9 protein-coding genes are annotated in these 17,152 nt (G+C 69.2%); 4 read left to right on the forward strand and 5 right to left on the reverse strand.

The genetic code is table 11. From position 1 onward, the window contains the following. Window positions 1-38: 38 nt before the first annotated feature. The gene (locus AC1PLR_RS05920; protein WP_481102966.1) at window positions 39-446 is read left to right on the forward strand and encodes an RNA-binding S4 domain-containing protein; all 408 of its coding nucleotides are present in this window, start codon (window positions 39-41) and stop codon (window positions 444-446) included. Window positions 447-871: 425 nt separating this feature from the next. Here AC1PLR_RS05920 and katG read toward each other — a convergent pair whose 3' ends face one another. Continuing rightward, complete coding sequence (katG, locus tag AC1PLR_RS05925) at window positions 872-3,121, reverse strand: catalase/peroxidase HPI (protein ID WP_481102967.1); 2,250 nt, start codon at window positions 3,119-3,121, stop codon at window positions 872-874. A gap of 248 nt (window positions 3,122-3,369) precedes the next feature. Between katG and AC1PLR_RS05930 the strand changes: the two genes are divergently transcribed. Beyond that, window positions 3,370-4,065, forward strand: a complete 696-nt coding sequence (locus AC1PLR_RS05930; RefSeq protein WP_481102968.1) for a helix-turn-helix transcriptional regulator — start codon at window positions 3,370-3,372, stop codon at window positions 4,063-4,065. 57 nt (window positions 4,066-4,122) lie between these two features. Continuing rightward, complete coding sequence (locus AC1PLR_RS05935; protein WP_481102969.1) at window positions 4,123-4,782, forward strand: glutathione S-transferase family protein; 660 nt, start codon at window positions 4,123-4,125, stop codon at window positions 4,780-4,782. A 382-nt stretch (window positions 4,783-5,164) separates the two neighbouring features. Here the strand turns inward: AC1PLR_RS05935 and mutS are convergent, their stop codons facing one another. Beyond that, the gene (mutS, locus tag AC1PLR_RS05940; protein ID WP_481102970.1) at window positions 5,165-7,777 is read right to left on the reverse strand and encodes a DNA mismatch repair protein MutS; all 2,613 of its coding nucleotides are present in this window, start codon (window positions 7,775-7,777) and stop codon (window positions 5,165-5,167) included. A gap of 445 nt (window positions 7,778-8,222) precedes the next feature. Between mutS and AC1PLR_RS05945 the strand changes: the two genes are divergently transcribed. Beyond that, complete coding sequence (locus tag AC1PLR_RS05945; protein ID WP_481103539.1) at window positions 8,223-10,151, forward strand: alpha-L-fucosidase; 1,929 nt, start codon at window positions 8,223-8,225, stop codon at window positions 10,149-10,151. Window positions 10,152-10,413: 262 nt separating this feature from the next. Here AC1PLR_RS05945 and galA read toward each other — a convergent pair whose 3' ends face one another. The 3 genes from galA to AC1PLR_RS05960 are packed head-to-tail and all read right to left on the reverse strand — an operon-like array spanning window position 10,414 to window position 16,866. Continuing rightward, on the reverse strand, window positions 10,414-12,975 hold the full coding sequence (gene galA, locus AC1PLR_RS05950; RefSeq protein ID WP_481102971.1) for a beta-galactosidase GalA: 2,562 nt from the start codon (window positions 12,973-12,975) through the stop codon (window positions 10,414-10,416). Next, the gene (locus AC1PLR_RS05955) at window positions 12,972-14,147 is read right to left on the reverse strand and encodes a glycoside hydrolase family 53 protein (RefSeq protein WP_481102972.1); all 1,176 of its coding nucleotides are present in this window, start codon (window positions 14,145-14,147) and stop codon (window positions 12,972-12,974) included. Before AC1PLR_RS05955 ends, galA begins: the two co-directional genes overlap by 4 nt. Before the next feature lie 16 nt (window positions 14,148-14,163). Next, window positions 14,164-16,866 carry a TonB-dependent receptor gene (locus AC1PLR_RS05960; RefSeq protein WP_481102973.1) on the reverse strand — a complete coding sequence of 901 codons (2,703 nt, stop codon included), beginning with the start codon at window positions 16,864-16,866 and terminating at the stop codon, window positions 14,164-14,166. Between the last annotated feature and the right edge of the window lie 286 nt (window positions 16,867-17,152).

The raw sequence follows: 17,152 nt of genomic DNA on the forward strand, positions 1-17,152 counted from the left end.
CCTGCAACCCCTAACGTGAGTGGATGTCGAGCAACGTAATGAACGAACCTGTCGTGCAAGCCCCCTCGGTGCGCCTGGATGTCTGGCTATGGGCCGCGCGCTTCTTCAAGACCCGCAGCCTGGCCAAGCAGGCCGTGGAAACCGGCAAGGTGGACGTGGCCGGGCAGCGGCCCAAGTCCTCGCGCGCGGTGCGCGTGGGCGAGCAGGTGCGGGTGCAGCGTGGCGATGAGGTGTTCGAGATCCAGGTGCTGGGGCTGAGCGATACGCGCGGTCCTGCCAGCGTGGCGCAGGCGCTGTACCAGGAAAGCGAGGCGTCGCGCGAGCGCCGCGCGCAGTTGCGCGCGCAGCGCAGCGCCGAGCGCAACGGCTACCAGGCGCCGGAGGGCAAGCCGGACAAGCGCGCGCGGCGGTTGATCCGCGCGCTCGGCGATCTGGACGCGTTGTAGCCGAGCGTGATGCGTCGCCGCGCGGCTGGCCTGGCCGGCAGCGCACATCGGTGACGTGGGGAGGCTGGCATGCATGCCGCTTGTAGTGTTGGTGCGGCGACGCTTCCTGAGCGCTGCCGTCGCGGCTGAAGTCGCTCCTACGGGACGCGTTGCGTCCTTGTGGAAGCGTCGTCGATCACCGACGATCGGCGTCTGCCCGGGCTGCCCAGCAGTCGGGACTGAAGTCCCTCCCGCACGTGCGATCGTGTTTGCAATCGGCCAGACCGCGTAGGAGCGGCTTCAGCCGCGACGCCGTCAGCCCGCGAAAGATCCGCTGCAGTCTCTGCCTCACGTCGATGCGCCGCGGCCGCCACCGCCACCGACGACATCACACAGACGACAACGCCCCGGCGAGCGGGGCGTTGTCGGGACGCGCGCTGCGGCCGTCAGGCGGCCAGGTCGAAGCGATCCAGCTGCATCACCTTGGTCCAGGCGGCGACGAAGTCGCGCACGAACTTCGCCTGCGCGTCGGCGCTGGCGTAGACCTCGGCCACCGCGCGCAGCACCGAATTGGAGCCGAACACCAGATCGGCGCGGGTGCCGGTCCACTTCAACGCGCCGCTCTTGCGGTCGCGGCCTTCGTAGACGTCCTTCATTTCCGAGGTCGCCTTCCACTCGGTGCCCATGTCCAGCAGGTTGGCGAAGAAGTCATTGCTGAGCACGCCCGGGCGATCGGTGAACACGCCATGCGCGGACTGGCCGCTGTTGGCGCCGAGCACGCGCAGGCCGCCGACCAGCACGGTCATCTCGGGCGCGGTCAGGGTCAGCAGCTGCGCCTTGTCGATCAGCAGCGCTTCGGCCGACAGCGCGTAGCGGCGCTTGGCGTAGTTGCGGAAGCCGTCGGCGATGGGTTCCAGCACCGCGAACGATTCCACGTCGGTCTGTTCCTGCGAGGCGTCCATGCGGCCGGGCACGAACGGCACCTGCACGGTCTGCCCGGCCAGCTTGGCCGCCTGTTCCACCGCGGCGACGCCGCCGAGCACGATCAGGTCGGCCAGCGAGATCCGCTTGCCGCCGCTCTGGGCGCCGTTGAACTGCGTCTGGATGCGCTCCAGCGTGGCCAGCACCTGTGCCAGTTGCGCCGGCTGGTTGACCTCCCAATCCTTCTGCGGGGCCAGGCGGATACGCGCACCGTTGGCGCCGCCGCGCATGTCCGACCCGCGGAAGGTGGACGCCGCGGCCCAGGCGGTGGACACCAGTTGCGCCACGCTCAGCCCGGAATCGAGCAGGGTCTTCTTCAGTGCGGCGATATCCTGCGCGTCGACCAGCGGGTGGTCCACGGCGGGGATCGGGTCCTGCCACAGCAGTTCTTCGGCCGGCACGTCGGGGCCGAGGTAGCGCGCACGCGGGCCCATGTCGCGGTGGGTCAGCTTGAACCAGGCGCGGGCGAAGGCATCGGCGAACTGCTCCGGGTTCTCCAGGAAGCGGCGCGAGATCTTCTCGTAGGCCGGGTCGAAGCGCAGCGCCAGGTCGGTGGTGAGCATGGTCGGCAGGCGCTTCTTCGACGGATCGTGCGCGTCCGGGATCACCGCCTCGGCGTTCTTGGCCACCCACTGGTGCGCGCCGGCCGGGCTCTTGCTCAGCTCCCACTCGAACTTGAACAGGTGCTCGAAGAAGTCGTTGCTCCAGCGCGCCGGGGTCTTGGTCCAGGTGACTTCCAGGCCGCTGGTGATGGTGTCGCCGCCCTTGCCGCTGCCGAAGCTGTTGGACCAGCCCAGGCCCTGGCTCTCCAGGTCGGACGCTTCCGGCTCGGCGCCGACGTGGTCGGCCGGGCCGGCGCCGTGGGTCTTGCCGAAGGTGTGGCCGCCGGCGATCAGCGCCACGGTCTCTTCGTCGTTCATCGCCATGCGGCCGAAGGTGTCGCGGATGTCCTTGGCCGCCAGCAGCGGGTCGGGGTTGCCGTCCGGGCCTTCGGGATTGACGTAGATCAGGCCCATCTGCACCGCGGCCAGCGGGTTCTCGAGGTCGCGGGTATGGCGCACTTCGCTGTCGTCGTCCTTCACCAGCACGCCGTGCGCCTCGTCCACGCCCGGCGAGCCGTGCGCGTAGCGCTCGTCGCCGCCCAGCCACTTGGTCTCGCGGCCCCAGTACACGTCCTGGTCCGGCTCCCAGGTGTCGGCGCGGCCGCCGGCGAAGCCGAAGGTCTTGAAGCCCATCGATTCCAGCGCGACGTTGCCGGTGAGGATCATCAGGTCGGCCCAGGAGATGGCCTGGCCGTACTTCTGCTTGATCGGCCACAGCAGGCGCCGCGCCTTGTCCAGGCTGACGTTGTCCGGCCAGCTGTTGAGCGGGGCGAAGCGCTGCTGGCCGCGGCCGCCGCCGCCGCGGCCGTCGCCGGTGCGGTAGGTGCCGGCGCTATGCCAGGCCATGCGCACGAACAGCGGACCGTAGTGGCCGAAGTCGGCCGGCCACCAGTCCTGCGAATCGGTCATCAGCGCATGCAGGTCGCGCTTGAGCGCTTCGAGATCGAGCTGCTTGAACGCCTTGGCGTAATCGAACTGCGGGTCCAGCGGGTTGGAGCGGGTGGAGTGCTGGTTGAGCAGATCCACGCGCAACTGCTTGGGCCACCAGTCGCGATTGCTGGTGCCGCTGCCGCTGGCAGCCTGATGGAACGGGCATTTCGATTCGCTGGTCATGGGAGGCTGCCTCTGTCTCGATGGACGATGGGGTGGCGTGGCGCCGCGATCATACGGCGGCGCTGCGGTGAAACTGGAGACACGATAGGCGCAAGCGGTCATCTATAGAATTCGAATTCTTCTAATCAATCGATAGCGATTGACTATCGCTGTATTCGACGGAACGGGTGGCCGCTTGAACGTCGGGGCACGTGTCGCGGTATCCGGCCCGTGTGCGCTGGGCCGATTGCGCTCGCTATCCTGTCGCGATGACCCAACGCGCCACCCGCCTGCTGCGCCTGCTCGATGCCCTGCGCGGTCGCCGCCGGCCCGTGGCCGGGGCGCAGCTCGCTGCCGACCTGGGGGTGAGCCTGCGCACGCTGTACCGCGACATCGCCAGCCTGCGCGGGCAGGGCGCCGACATCCTCGGCGATCCCGGCGTGGGCTACGTGCTGCGCCCCGGCTTCCTGCTGCCGGAACTGAACTTCAGCGAAGACGAACTGGAAGCGCTGACCCTGGGCGCGCGCTGGGTGGCGAGCCAGGCCGACCCGGAACTGGCGCAGGCCGCGCAGCGCGCCATCGCCCGGATCGGGGCGACGCTGCCGGCGCCGTTGCGGCTGGCGCTGGAGACCAGCGGGCTGCTGGTGCCGGCGGCCACGCCCGCGCAGCCGGCGGCGCCATGGCTGCCGGTCCTGCGCCGCGGCATCCGCCTGGAGCACGTGCTGCACATGGACTATGCCGATGCCGGCGGCAGTGCCTCGCAACGGCGCATCTGGCCGTTCGCGATGGCCTTCCTGGGCGGCTACGGCATGATCGCGGCGTGGTGCGAACTGCGCGGGGATTTCCGCCATTTCCGCGCCGACCGCGTGCTGGCGCTGCGCGACGACGGCGAGCGCTACCCGACGCGGCGGCATCAGCTGATCCGACGCTGGCGCGCCGCCACCGGGTACGGCGTCGGCTCCTGACAGCAGGTGTCAGCAGGGGCCGCGCAGACTGCGCGGCGTCCACCACGGAGTCCGACCATGTCCCACGATCTTGTGCTCTACACCCACCCCATGTCGCGCGGCCGCATCGCGCGCTGGATGCTCGAAGAAACCGGCCTGGCGTACCGCGCGCAGATCCTCGACTACGGCACCGGCATGAAGGCGCCGGCGTATCTGGCGATCAACCCGATGGGCAAGGTGCCGGCGCTGGTCCACGGCACCACCACCGTCACCGAGAACGCAGCGATCTGCGCCTACCTGGCCGACCTGGTGCCGGAACGGCAACTGGCGCCGCCGCCGGGATCGCCGGCGCGCGGCGATTACTATCGCTGGCTGTTCCTGCTGGCCGGACCGGCCGAGGCCTTCCTCACCGCCAAGCAGCACGGCACGCTGGCACCGGCGCACAGTGCCGGCTACGGCCACGGCGAGGATCTGCTGGACATGCTGGAGCAGGGTGTGGCCGGTCGGGAGTACTTGGCCGGCGACCGCTTAAGCGCGGCCGACCTGTATGCCGCCGCGTTCCTCGGCTTCTACACGCGCATCGGCGTGCTGCAGGCGCGGCCGGCGTTCGTCGCGTTCGCGCAGCGGCACATGGCGCGGCCGGCGGCGCAGCGGGCGGCGGCCATCGACGATGCGCTGCTGGCGGCGCATCCGAATCCGTTCATGCCGCGTCCTAGCGCCGTGCCGGCGAGCGCCTAGCGGAATGTGGAGGGCTGGCGGTTGGGTCATGCCGTATGGCCGGCCGGACCCTCACCCCAACCCCTCTCCCGGTGGGAGAGGGGCTCTAGCGCTTCCCTTCTCCCATTGGGAGAAGGTGCCCCGAAGGGGCGGATGAGGGTGCGGGCGCAGCCTCGTGCGTCCTGGCGCGACGAGACGCTTCGCGCCGGACCCTCACCCCAACCCCTCTCCCGGGGGGAGAGGGGCTTGCAGCCTTTCCTTCTCCCATTGGGAGAAGGTGCCCCGAAGGGGCGGATGAGGGTGCGGGCGCAGCCTCGTGCGTCCTGGCGCTGCGAGATGCTTCGCGCCGGACCCTCACCCCAACCCCTCTCCCGGGGGGAGAGGGGCTAAAGCCGTAGGCCGCCTACAGCAGCGACTTGAGCCGGTACAGCGCTTCCAGCGCCTGCTTGGGCGTGAGTTCGTCCGGATCCAGTGCGGCCAGCGCCTCCTGTGCGGCGGACGGCGTGGCCGCGAACAGGCCGAATTGCTGCGGGGCGTCCAAGGCCTGCGGTGCCATCTGCGAGGCGTGGCTCTCGCCGCCGCGTTGTTCCAGTTCCGCCAGGCGGCGCCGCGCCTGCGCCACGGTGGTCCTGGGCAGGCCGGCCAGCGCCGCCACCTGCAGGCCGAAGCTGCGGTTGGCCGGGCCGTCCTTGACCGCATGCATGAACACCAGGCGGTCGCCGTGCTCGACCGCGTCCAGGTGCACGTTGGCGATGCCGCTGGGGCCGCCTTCGACCGATTCGTCGGCCAGCGCGGTCAGTTCGAAATAGTGCGTGGCGAACAGCGTGTAGCAGCGGTTGTGGTGGGCGAGGTGACGCGCCACCGCGTCGGCCAGGGCCAGGCCGTCGTAGGTGGAGGTGCCGCGGCCGATCTCGTCCATCAGCACCAGCGACTGCGCGGTGGCGTGGTGCAGGATGTAGCTGGTCTCGGCCATTTCGACCATGAAGGTGGACTGGCCGCGCGCCAGGTCGTCGCCGGCGCCGATGCGGGTGAGGATGCGGTCGATCGGGCCGATCACCGCGCGCCGCGCCGGCACGTAGCTGCCGATGTGCGCGAGCAGCACGATCAGCGCGTTCTGGCGCATGTAGGTCGACTTACCGCCCATGTTCGGGCCGGTGATCACCAGCATGCGTCGATCCGGGTGCAGGTCCAGGTCGTTGGGTTCGAACGGCTGCTCGCGCACTGCTTCCACCACCGGGTGGCGGCCGCGTTCGATGCGCAGGCAGGCGCCGGTCTCGAGTTCCGGCTGGGTCCAGTCCAGCGCCTGTGCGCGTTCGGCGAAGCCGGCCAGCACGTCCAACTCGCTGAGCGCGGCGGCGGCGCGCTTGAGCGGCTCCAGGCGCTCGCCCAACGTGTCCAGCAGGCCTTCGTAGAGCAGCTTCTCGCGCGACAGCGCACGCTCGCGCGCCGACAGCACCTTGTCCTCGAAGTTCTTCAGTTCCTCGGTGATGTAGCGTTCGGCGTTGGTCAGGGTCTGGCGCCGGCTGTAGTGCACCGGCGCCTTGTCGGCCTGGCCCTTGCTGATCTCGATGTAGTAACCATGCACGCGGTTGTAGCCGACCTTCAGCGTGGCGATGCCGCTGTTGGCGCGTTCGCGCGCTTCCAGGTCGATCAGGAACTGGTCGGCGTTGGTGCTGAGCCGGCGCAGTTCGTCCAGTTCGGCGTCGTAGTCGGCGGCGATGACGCCGCCGTCGCTCAGCTTGAGCGGCGGCTGCTCGGCGATCGCCGAGGCGAGCAGGTGCGCGATCTCGTCGTGCTGGCCCAGTTCCGCGGCCAACGCCGCCAGCCGCGGCGAATCCAGCGGGGCGAGGATCGCGCGCACCTTCGGCAGCAGGCCCAGGCCGTCGCGCAGGGTGGAGAAGTCGCGCGGGCGCGCCGAGCGCAGGGCGACGCGGGTGAGGATGCGCTCGACGTCGCCAAGCGCGCGGAATGCCTCGCGCAGGTCGGCGTCGGCGCCGCGGTCGATCAGCGTGCCGACCGCGTGGTGGCGCTGCACCAGCACCTCGCGCAGACGCAGCGGACGGTGCAGCCAGCGCCGCAACAGGCGCCCGCCCATCGGCGTGACCGTGCTGTCGAGCACGCCGAGCAGGGTGTTGCGAGTGTCGCCGTCCACGCGCGTGTCCAGTTCCAGGTGGCGGCGGGTGGCCGCGTTCATCGCGATCGCCTCGCCGGCGGTCTCCATCGCGATCGCGGTCAGGTGCGGCAGGCGCTGTTTCTGGGTTTCCTCCACGTAGCCGAGCAGGGCGCCGGCGGCAGCGGTGGCGCGTGGCTTGTCGTCGATGCCGAAGCCGCTCAGATCGTGCAACTGGAAGAACGCCAGCAACTGGCGACGGCCGCTGTCGGCGTCGAACAGCCACGGCGGCCGGCGGCGCACGCCGCGGCGCTCGCGCAGGAATTCCGGCCACTGGTCCTCGTCGGGCACCAGCAGTTCGGCCGGCTCCAGCCGCGCCAGTTCCGCTTCCAGCGCGTCCTCGCTGTCGACCTCGTTGACCAGGAAACGGCCGCCGGCCAGGTCGGCCCAGGCCAGGCCGTAGCCGTGCTTGTTGCGTGCGATGGCCATCAGCAAGGTGTCGCGGCGCTCGTCCAGCAGCGCCTCGTCGGTCACCGTGCCGGGGGTGACGATGCGCACCACCTTGCGCTCGACCAGGCCCTTGGCCAGCGCCGGATCGCCGATCTGCTCGCAGATCGCCACCGACTCGCCCAGCGCCACCAGCCGCGCCAGATAGCCCTCGTAGGCATGCACCGGCACCCCGGCCATCGGGATCGGCGCACCGCCGGAACTGCCGCGCTGGGTCAGGGTGATGTCCAGCAGCCGCGCGGCCTTGCGCGCGTCGTCGTAGAACAGTTCGTAGAAATCGCCCATGCGGAAGAACAGCAGCAGGTCCGGGTACTCGGACTTGGCGGCGAAGAACTGTTTCATCAGCGGGGTGTGCTCCGCTGCGCTTCCGGGAACTTGGGTCTTTTCTCGATTCTGCATCTGATTCAGTGACTTAATGAATTTCGGGGTGACTGTCCGTGGACAAGTATGGACGGGTGCCCGCAGCAAATGACAGCGTGGCGCGTCGCCAGCCCGGTGCATGGTTCGATGCGCCACCTGCCGATCCGCGGTGCAACGTCGGGGTCGCACCGTTGCCACCGGCGACGGCAGGAAGGTCAATCGCGAGACAGTGGATGTCCGGTGCGCACGCAGCACGTGCAGTGCCGAGTCCGCAGCAACCGCGTGCGAGTCGTCTCGGCGCCAGCTGCAATTGTCCGTAAAAAAGGGGATCGGCGACAGCACGCAGTGCAATTCCCGAGCACGCGGCGGAGGATCGGCCACACGGTGACGTTGTGTCCTTTGAATGCCTGTGTGTCGCTTCGGGCAGGACTGTTTCGCCGTTGGAAAAGCTAAGATCCGGGCTTGTGTAGAGCCGGAGGCGTCCATGATCGATCGTCGTACCTTTCTTGCCACGGGTGTCGTGGCCGTCGCCGCGGGCTTCAGCGCATCCGCCGCCCAGATCGTGGCCGCGCCGCGCCCGAAAGGGCCGGCACCGTGGGGCGCCGTGCCAAGCGCGCGGCAGTTGCGGTGGCACCGGTGGGAGCAATACGCCTTCGTGCATTTTGCGATGAACACCTTCACCGACAAGGAGTGGGGTTACGGCGACGAAGATCCGCGCAGATTCGATCCCAGCGATTTCTCCGCCGATCAGATCGTCGCTGCGGCCAAGGCCGGCAACCTCAAAGGGATCATCTTCACCGCCAAGCACCACGATGGCTTCTGCCTGTGGCCGACGCGCCTGACCGAGCATTGCATCCGCAATTCGCCCTACAAGAACGGCAAGGGCGACATCGTCGGCGAAATGGCCGCGGCGTGCCGGCGTGCCGGGCTGGCCTTCGGTATCTATCTCTCTCCCTGGGATCGCAACCACGCCGAGTATGGCCGTCCCGGCTATCTGGACTATTTCCGCAAGCAGATCGTCGAGCTGTGCACGGGGTATGGCGACCTGTTCGAGTTCTGGTTCGACGGCGCCAATGGTGGCGACGGTTACTACGGCGGAGCGCGCGAAACGCGCAAGATCGATGCCCCCGCGTACTACAACTGGCCGCGGATGATCGAGCTGGTGCACCAACACCAGCCGATGGCCTGCACCTTCGACCCGCTGGGCGCCGATATCCGTTGGGTCGGCAACGAGGAGGGCGTGGCCGGCGATCCGTGCTGGCCGACCATGCCCAATGCGCCTTACACGCAGGAAAACGGCAACGCCGGCGTGCGGGGCGGGGCCCTGTGGTGGCCTGCGGAAACCAACACCTCGATCCGCCCGGGCTGGTTCTACCATGCCGACGAAGACGGCAAGGTGCGCAGCCCGGAGAATCTGGTGCGCTACTTCGATACCTCGGTCGCGCGCGGCACCAACATGAACCTCAATCTTCCGCCGGACCGACGCGGCCGCATCGCCGACCATGACGTCGCGGTGTTGAAGAGCTTTGGCGACGCGATCCGCGCCAGCTTCGCCATCGATCTGGCCAAGGGCGCCAAGGCCAGCGCCAGCGCGTCGCGCGGTCCGGGGTTCGAGCCGGAGCGTGTGCTCGACCGCCAGCCGGACAGCTACTGGTCCACGCCGGACGACGTCACCACGCCGACGCTGACGCTGGAACTGTCGGCGGCGCATAGCTTCGACCTGATCCGGCTGCGCGAATACCTGCCGCTGGGCGTGCGTGTCACCCGCTTCGCGATCGAAGCCGAGGTGGATGGGCAATGGCAGCGCTTGGCCGAAGCGCAATGCATCGGCGCGCAGCGGATCCTGCGGCTCGATCGTCCGATCGCCGCGCGCCGTGTGCGCCTGCGTGTGCTCGAGGCACCGGTCTGTCCGGCGATCAGCGAATTCGCGCTGTTCCGCTCGGTGGCCCCCGTTGCGGTCGCGCGGCCCACGACGAACGCGCCGGACGTGCTGTCCACCGCGGGGTGGCGCATCGTCGCGGCCAGCGCGCCGGGAGCGGAGAAGTTGCTCGACGACGATGCCGGCACGATCTGGGTCGTGCCCGCTCCCACGCCGGGCCATCCCGCGCAGGTGACCATCGACCTCGGTGCGCTGCGCCAGGTCGCCGGCTTCAGCCTCACCCCCTCGCGCACGGTGATGAACGGTGCGGCGCCGCCGAAGGGCTATCGCGCCGAAAGCAGCGAGGATGGCCAGCATTGGCAGCCGGCCGGCGGCGGCGAGTTGTCCAATATCGCCTACGCGCTCTCGACCCAGCGGCTGAATTTCCCGGAGGTCCGGCAGATCCGTTACCTGCGGCTGTCGTTCGCCGAAACGGCGCTGCCCGCCGAGCGGCTGGCGATCGCCGGGATCGGTGCCTTCTCGCGGTTGCGGTGAGGGCTGGCGCTCCCTCGCCGCGATGCGCGGTGTGGGAGCGTGCATCGCCGGGGCGATGCAGCGTCGTGGGTGCGGCGATGCTGGCGAGGCGTCGTAGATCGGCTTCGGAATGAAGCGTCAGCGGCTTTGCTTCATTGTGCGTAGCGCGTGTGCCGACCACGGTTTGTGCGGGCGTAGCTGGCGCGCCAGCGCCGCATAGGAGCACCGAGTCGGGCGCGCATGACGATGGCGCCGCGCAGCTCCTCGAAAGCGCGCGCCCGCCTCAGGCGACGAACGGCCGCGGCCTGGTGCGCACACTCTTCAGCGCCAGCCGCGCAGGCACCAATCCGGGCGCGGTCGCTTCCAGTGTCAGCGTGCCGGCATCGCGCGTGGTCTGCAGCAAGGCCATGCACAGACCGTTGAAGGCGCGGCGTTGGTCGGCCTTGTCGGGTTCGTGGCTGGACGGGTCGCCGTTGCCCACGCCGATCAGACGGCCGGGGCCGCTGACGGCGAAGCGCACGGTGTCGCTGGCGGTCGGGACGACGCGGCCCTTGGCGTCGACGATCTCCACCGCGACCACGGCCACGTCCTCGGCGTCGGCCAGCAGATTCGCCCGTTCGCAGCGCAGGCGCACCGCGGCCGGGGCGCCGGCGGTCTCGCGGAGTTGCGTCAGCACCTGCCTGCCGCCGCGGTAGCCGCGCGCTTCGATGCGGCCCGGCGCGTAGCGCACGCGCCATTCGACGTGGCCGTAGGCCGGCACCTGCTGCAGGCCCTGGCTGACGCCATTGACCAGCAGTTCCACCGCGTCCAGGTTGCTGTGGCACCAGACGTCGACCATGCCGTTGTCGCGCTCGTCCAGCAGGCCGTCCCAGTTCCAGTGCGGGAACAGGTGTAGCACCGGCGCGGTGGTCCATTGCGCGCGGTAGTACCAGTAGTTGTCCTTGGGGAAGCCGCAACTGTCGAGGATGCCGAACTGCGAGGCCACGTTCGGCCAGCGGTTGTACGGGGTCGGCTCGCCGCGGTAGTCGAAGCCGGTCCAGACGAAGCCGCCGGCGATGTACGGGCGCTGCGCGACATAGCTCCACCAGGCTTCGGCGCTGCTGGCCCACCAGGGGTAGTCGAGGTCGTAGGCGCGGGCATAGCCGCGCACGTCGTCGGTGCGGTAGTTGCCGCGCACGCCGACGGTGCTGCCGGTTTCGCTGCCGTAGACCGGGATCTGCGGATGGCGCGCATGGAAGGCGTCCATCTGCGTGGTGCGGTAGTTGAAGCCGACCACGTCCACGACCTGGCCGACGCCGTCGTCGAAGCCCTTGTCCATGGCGAAGGTGGTGGGGCGGCTCGGATCCAGGCGCCGCACCAGGCGCTGCATGCGCGCGACGATGCGCGCGCCGCGCGCGGTGACCATCTGCGGCTCTTCGTTGCCCAGCGACCACAGCATCACGCAGGGATGGTTGCGGCCGCGCCGCACCATCGACGTGAGTTCGGCCATGGCCTCGTCGTCGGAGGACATGCGCCGGGTCTCGTCGATCAGCAGCAGGCCCAGCCGGTCGCACAACTCCAGTACCGCCGGCGAGGCCGGGTTGTGCGCGCTGCGGTAGGCGTTGCAGCCCATCGACTTGAGCTGGCGCAGGCGCCATTCGTGCAGGCGGTCGGGAATGGCGGTGCCGACGCCGGCATGGTCCTGGTGGTTGTTGGTGCCCTGCAGCTTGTAGGCCGCGCCATTGAGCAGCAGGCCGCGCTGCGGATCGAACTGCAGGCGGCGCACGCCGAAGTGGGTGGTGGTCGCGTCGCAGGGACGGCCGTCGCCGAGCAGGTGCGTGGACAGCGTGTAGCGTTGCGGGTTCTCCGGCGACCACGGCGCGGGCGTGCCCAGGTCCAGGGTCTGCTGCACGCGCTGCACCACGCCGGGCTCGACCGTGATCGGCGCGGAACTGGCCTGGGCGACGATGCGCCCGTCCGGCGCGCGAATCACCGAGATCACGCTGCACTGCCGCGGCGTCGCGCCGTGGTTGCCGAGTTCGGTCTCCACCAGCGCCTGCGCGTCGCCGCCGTCCCAGGCGCTGCGCACGTACACGCCGTCCATCGGCACGTGCAGCGCGTCGGTGGTGCGCAGCCAGACGTGGCGGTAGATGCCGGCGCCTTCGTAGAACCAGCCTTCGCCGAGCGTGGCGTCCACGCGCACGGCGATGATGTTCCTGGCGCCGTAGTCGAGCACGTCGCTGAGGTCGACTTCGAAGCCGCAGTAGCCGCTGCCGTTGCGGCCGACGATGTGGCCGTTGCAGAACACGATGCAGTCGCGGAACACGCCATCGAATTCCAGGCTGATCCGCTTGCCCAGGTCCTCCGCCGGAATCTCCAGCACGCGCCGGTACCAGCCGATGCTGGTCTGCGGATCGGTGCGGCCCAGCGGCTTGTAGCCGTGCGCGGCGGCCGGGTCTTCGCCGTTGACCAGGGTGGAGGTCGGATCCTGGCGCGGCGGCAGCGCCACCGCCCAGTCGTGCGGCAGGTCGATGCGCTCCCAAGCGCTGTCGTCGAAGCCGAGCAGGGCCGCATCGGCGGTGTCCTTGCCGGCCTTGGCGTAGGTGCGCTGGAAGGTACCGAAATTGAAGTCGCGCGCCGGGTCGTCGGCGTGGCCGAGATGGAAGCGCCAGCCGCCATCGCACAGCAGGCGCTGGCGCGGGGCATCGTCGTCCAGATCCAGCGAGAGCGGCGCAATGGCATCGCTGCCGGTGGGCGTGGCGGCAAGCGCGGCCGGCGCCAGCGCCGCGGCGGCACCGGGCACCGCCACCTGCACGCCGCCGGCGACCAGCGAGCGCAGCAGGTCGCGGCGGCTCAGTTCGATCACGGCTGCGCGTCCTGCGCCGGCGCGGCACTCTTGCCGGCCGTCGTGGCCGGCGCCGGTCGGTAGGCGTGCTGCATGAAGCCGATGCCGGGCAGCAGTTCGTTGCCGTGGCGGAAATCGAAGAAGCTGGCGTTCTCCCACGAGGAGCCGACGCCCCAGCGGGTCTTGCAGGTGTTGCTGGTCCAGGCCGGCTCCCAGTACACGACGCCGCTGCCGCCGTTGTCGACCACAAGTTGGGTGAGGTCGACCAGGTAGTTCAACTGGCCCTGCGGGGTGGCCGGGTAGCCCTTGATCAGCGAGTCGGCGCCGAGCAGGTTGGGCGAGGGGTCGCCGCTTTCCAGCGTCCACGGATAGGCGGTCTCCACCACCATCACTTCGGCCGGATAGCGCTGGCGCAGGCGCTTGATGGTGGCGCCGAGCTGGTCCATGGTCTCGCGCGACCACTTGCGGTAGTAGCTGATGCCGATGAAGTCGAAGTCGCGCACGCCGGCCTTGGCGGCATCGGCGAACCACGGCTCCACGTTCTCCGGCTGGGCGATGTGCAGCATCACCTTGGGCTTGATCGTCGAGCGCGCGCCGGCGTCGCGCACCGCCTTGATGCCGGCGTTGAACAGCTTGGCGTTGCGGGTCCAGTCGATCGGCCGGCGCTTGTCCCAGGGCTGGCTGTCCATCAGGTCGGAATTGCTCTCGTTGCCGACCTGCACCAGTTCCGGCATCAGCCCGGCGCGGTCCAGCGCGCTGAGCGTGTCGTAGGTGAAGCCGTACAGCGTGCGCGCCAGTTCGTCCTGGTCGGTGATGTTGGCCCAGGCCTTGGGGATCAGTTGCTTCTCGCCGTCGGCCCAATCGTCGGAGTAGTGGAAGTCCAGCAGCACCTGCATGCCCTGCGCGCGCGCCCGGCGGATGGTCTTCTTGACGTCGCTCAGGTCGCTGTAGCGGGTCCAGCGCGCATCGTTCCACAGGCGCACGCGCACCAGGTTGGCGCCGTGCGCATGGAACAGCTCGAACGGGTCGCGCACCGCGCCGTGGTCGCGGTACTGCACGCCGCAATCCTCCATCTCGTTGACGTAGGACAGGTCGGCGCCGAGGTATAGCGTGCCGGCGCCGGCCAGGGGCGCGGCGAGGGCGGTGGCGAGGGCCAGCGCGAGCGCCGGCAGCCAGGTGCGTCTGGATCGCATGCGGGTCTCCACCGGCTCAGAACGTGTAGGTCGCTTCCAGGGCGAAGCGGCGGCCGAACAGCTGGTAGCCGCCATCGTCCTGGTTGGCGAGCCGGTTGCGCTTGTTGTCGCTGTAGGCGCGCAACGGTTCGTTGGTCAGGTTGCCGACCTGGAACTTGAAGCCCAGGTGCTCGCTGTAGCGCCAGGCCAGGCTCAGGTCCACCGTGCCTTCGCTCTCCAGTCGCGCCAGCCGCGCCGCGTTCCAGCCGTACACCACGGTGTAGGGGCTGTGGTACTTGTAGCCGATCCGCGCTTCGAACTTGTTGTTGTTGTACCAGAGGTCCAGCGTGCCGGTGTTGCGCGCCAGGCCGCTGAGCGGCAGCGGATTGTCCGCCGGCGAGAACTCGTGCAGGTTGGATTCCACGTACGAGTAGTTCGAGTAGATGCCGAAGTTCTCCATGTGCGGGATGAAGAAGAACGGGGTCTGGAAGGTCAGTTCGGCACCGTTGATGTAGCCGCCGCCGCCGTTGAACGGGCCGCTGATCAGGTAGTCGCGGCCGTCGATGGTCTCGTGCTGGGTCTTGTAGCCGATGCTCGAATCCACCCACTTGCGGTACAGCGCCAGCGCCGCCAGCGCTTCCTTGTGGAAGTACCACTCGTAGGACAGGTCGAGCTGGGTGGCGCGGAACGGATTGAGCTGCGGGTTGCCGCCGCTGCCGGTGAGCTGGCCGACGGTGGTGTTGGGATCGTCGAGCGCGCGCCCGGTGCGCAGTTCGTCCAGCGGCGGCCGCGCCATCACCTTGGCCACCGACACGCGCAGGATGCGCTCGGGATCGATCAGGAAGTTGACCGTAGCGCTGGGCAGCACGTCGGTGTAGGTCTTGCCGGCGCTGCTCGGCTGCACCACGCCGCCGACGGTGTCGTAGCCATGGCTGTCGGTGTCGGTGTGGACCACGCGCACGCCGGCGTTGCCGGTGACGTCCACGCCGAACCATTGCGAACTGAACACCGCCTTGGCGAAGGCCTCGCGCACGTTCTCCTCGACGTTCCAGTGATCCAGGCGCTGCTCGACGGCCAGGCTGGGATCGAAACCGCCGAAGCCGAGCTTGGCGATCGCGTCCAGGTCGCCGCCGGTCAGGGTCGGCACGTTCAGGTCCGGCATCGTCACCGGGTAGATCAGGTCCTGGTAGGCCGAGATCGGCTGGCTGTAGCCGGACTGGAAGCTGGTGAAGTGGCGGTTCTGCTTCTCGCGGCGTGACGCGCGGGCGCCGAATTCCAGCGCGGTGACCGGCGAATCCTCGATCGCGCGACTCGCGCTCAGCGCCAGCGCGGCAATGCGGTCGCGCAGCGCCTGCGGCTCGGTCTGGCCGCTGATGCCCCATTCCGGCGCGTCGGAACTGGTGCTGATGGTGGGGGTGACGCCATGGCGGAAGTCGAACGACACCGTGTCCGGGTTGCTGCCGAAGCGCACCGCGCGCCAGTCGTTGTCGCGCTTGGCCTGCGAGAACGACAGGTCGCTGCCCAGCGTCCACACGTCGCCGCTCCACTTGGCGTTGAGGCCGCCGGCCGCCAGCGTCTTGACCTCGTTGTAGTTGGCGATGACGTGGTCCACCTGGAGGTTGGAATTGGCCAGGGTGCCGGCGACGACGTCGCCGTCGACGATGGTGTAGGACGAGCCGGGGGTGGTGTACGGATTGCTGGCCGAGTAGATGCTGTAGCCGAGGTTGTTGAACCAGTTCTGGCGCTGGTCCTCGTCGATGCGAATGCGCGAGTACAGACCGTCGAGCTTGAGTTCCAGGTTGCCCGAGCGCCACTGCACGGTGCCCATGGCGCCGGTGCGGGTCTGCTCGGTCAGCTTGAGCTGGTCGGCCGCGCCCCAGGGGGTGTAGTCCACCTTGCCGTCGCCATTCACATCGCGTGCGTTGCTGGCGTCGGTATAGCCCCAACTGCCGATCGAGACGCCGGCGTTCTTCTGCTTCTGGTAGGTGGCGCCGAGCGCGACCGCCAGGTTGTCGTTGAAGCGGTGGATCCAGCTCGCGCCCAGGCGCTGGCCCCACGGCGAGTAGTCGCGCGCGTCCTTGGCCTCGTCGTAGTAGACCGGGCCGGCGGTGGCGACGAAGGTCGGGCCGGTGTGATCGAGCGGGTTGATCGTGGAGATGTCCACGGTGGCGGCGATGCCGCCGGCGATCAGGTCCGCCGACGGGGTCTTGTAGACCTTGACGGTGGAGACGATCTCGGTGGGGAACACTTCCCAGCGCACCGCGCGGTTGGGTTCGGAGGAGGCAATCTCGCGGCCGTTGACGGTGCCCATGGTCATGCGCGGGCCCAGGCCGCGCACGGTGGCCAGGCTTTCGTTGCCGCGGTCGCGGGTGCCGTTGACGCCGGGCAGGCGCACCAGCGCCTCGGCCACGGTGACGTTGGGCATCTGCCCCATGTTGTCGGCGGAGATGACTTCCACCACGTGGTCGTCGAGCTGCTTGGCCTGCACGGCCTGTTCCAGGCTGGCGCGCTGGCCGACCACCATCACGTTGTCCAGGGTGACCGGCTGCTGGCCGGTCTTGGCGTCGGTCGTGGCATCGGGGTTGGCGGGTGGCGTGGCCGCGGGATCGGCGCTGGTGCTCTGCGCGTGCGCGGCAAAGCTGCCGGACAGGGCCAGGACGATGGCCGCGCCCAGCAGGGTGCGGGCGGCAGGGCGGTGCGCGCGCCGGCCGAGCGGGCGACGGGACTGTTCCAAAGGCATTTTTGTTCCCTCCCAGGACAAAAAGTGACCGAGCAAGTTGGCATGGGCCGGAGGCGTCCGGCCCGGAAGGCATCGGCAGGGCGCCGTGCATGTCTGCGGGCTGTCCCGATCGCTGTCCTCGATGGCGTATCCGTCGACACGGCAAGGCATGCGCGGCATGTCCGGCGGCGGCGCCGTGGACATCCCCTTTCCGCTGCCCTGGCGCGCGAGAGACCGGGAGCGAGGATAGAAGCGACAGGCATTCCATTCCAATGAAGCATTTGCCGAGGGCTATCTCATTTTGGAA

Source organism: Xanthomonas sp. NCPPB 3570, from assembly GCF_056725115.1.

Coding starts and splice junctions, on each gene's coding strand:
- AC1PLR_RS05920 (WP_481102966.1), top strand. CDS start 39: ATGAACGAACCTGTCGTGCAAGCCCCCTCGGTGCGCCTGGATGTCTGG.
- katG (WP_481102967.1), bottom strand. CDS start 3,121: ATGACCAGCGAATCGAAATGCCCGTTCCATCAGGCTGCCAGCGGCAGC.
- AC1PLR_RS05930 (WP_481102968.1), top strand. CDS start 3,370: ATGACCCAACGCGCCACCCGCCTGCTGCGCCTGCTCGATGCCCTGCGC.
- AC1PLR_RS05935 (WP_481102969.1), top strand. CDS start 4,123: ATGTCCCACGATCTTGTGCTCTACACCCACCCCATGTCGCGCGGCCGC.
- mutS (WP_481102970.1), bottom strand. CDS start 7,777: ATGCAGAATCGAGAAAAGACCCAAGTTCCCGGAAGCGCAGCGGAGCAC.
- AC1PLR_RS05945 (WP_481103539.1), top strand. CDS start 8,223: ATGATCGATCGTCGTACCTTTCTTGCCACGGGTGTCGTGGCCGTCGCC.
- AC1PLR_RS05955 (WP_481102972.1), bottom strand. CDS start 14,147: ATGCGATCCAGACGCACCTGGCTGCCGGCGCTCGCGCTGGCCCTCGCC.
- AC1PLR_RS05960 (WP_481102973.1), bottom strand. CDS start 16,866: ATGCCTTTGGAACAGTCCCGTCGCCCGCTCGGCCGGCGCGCGCACCGC.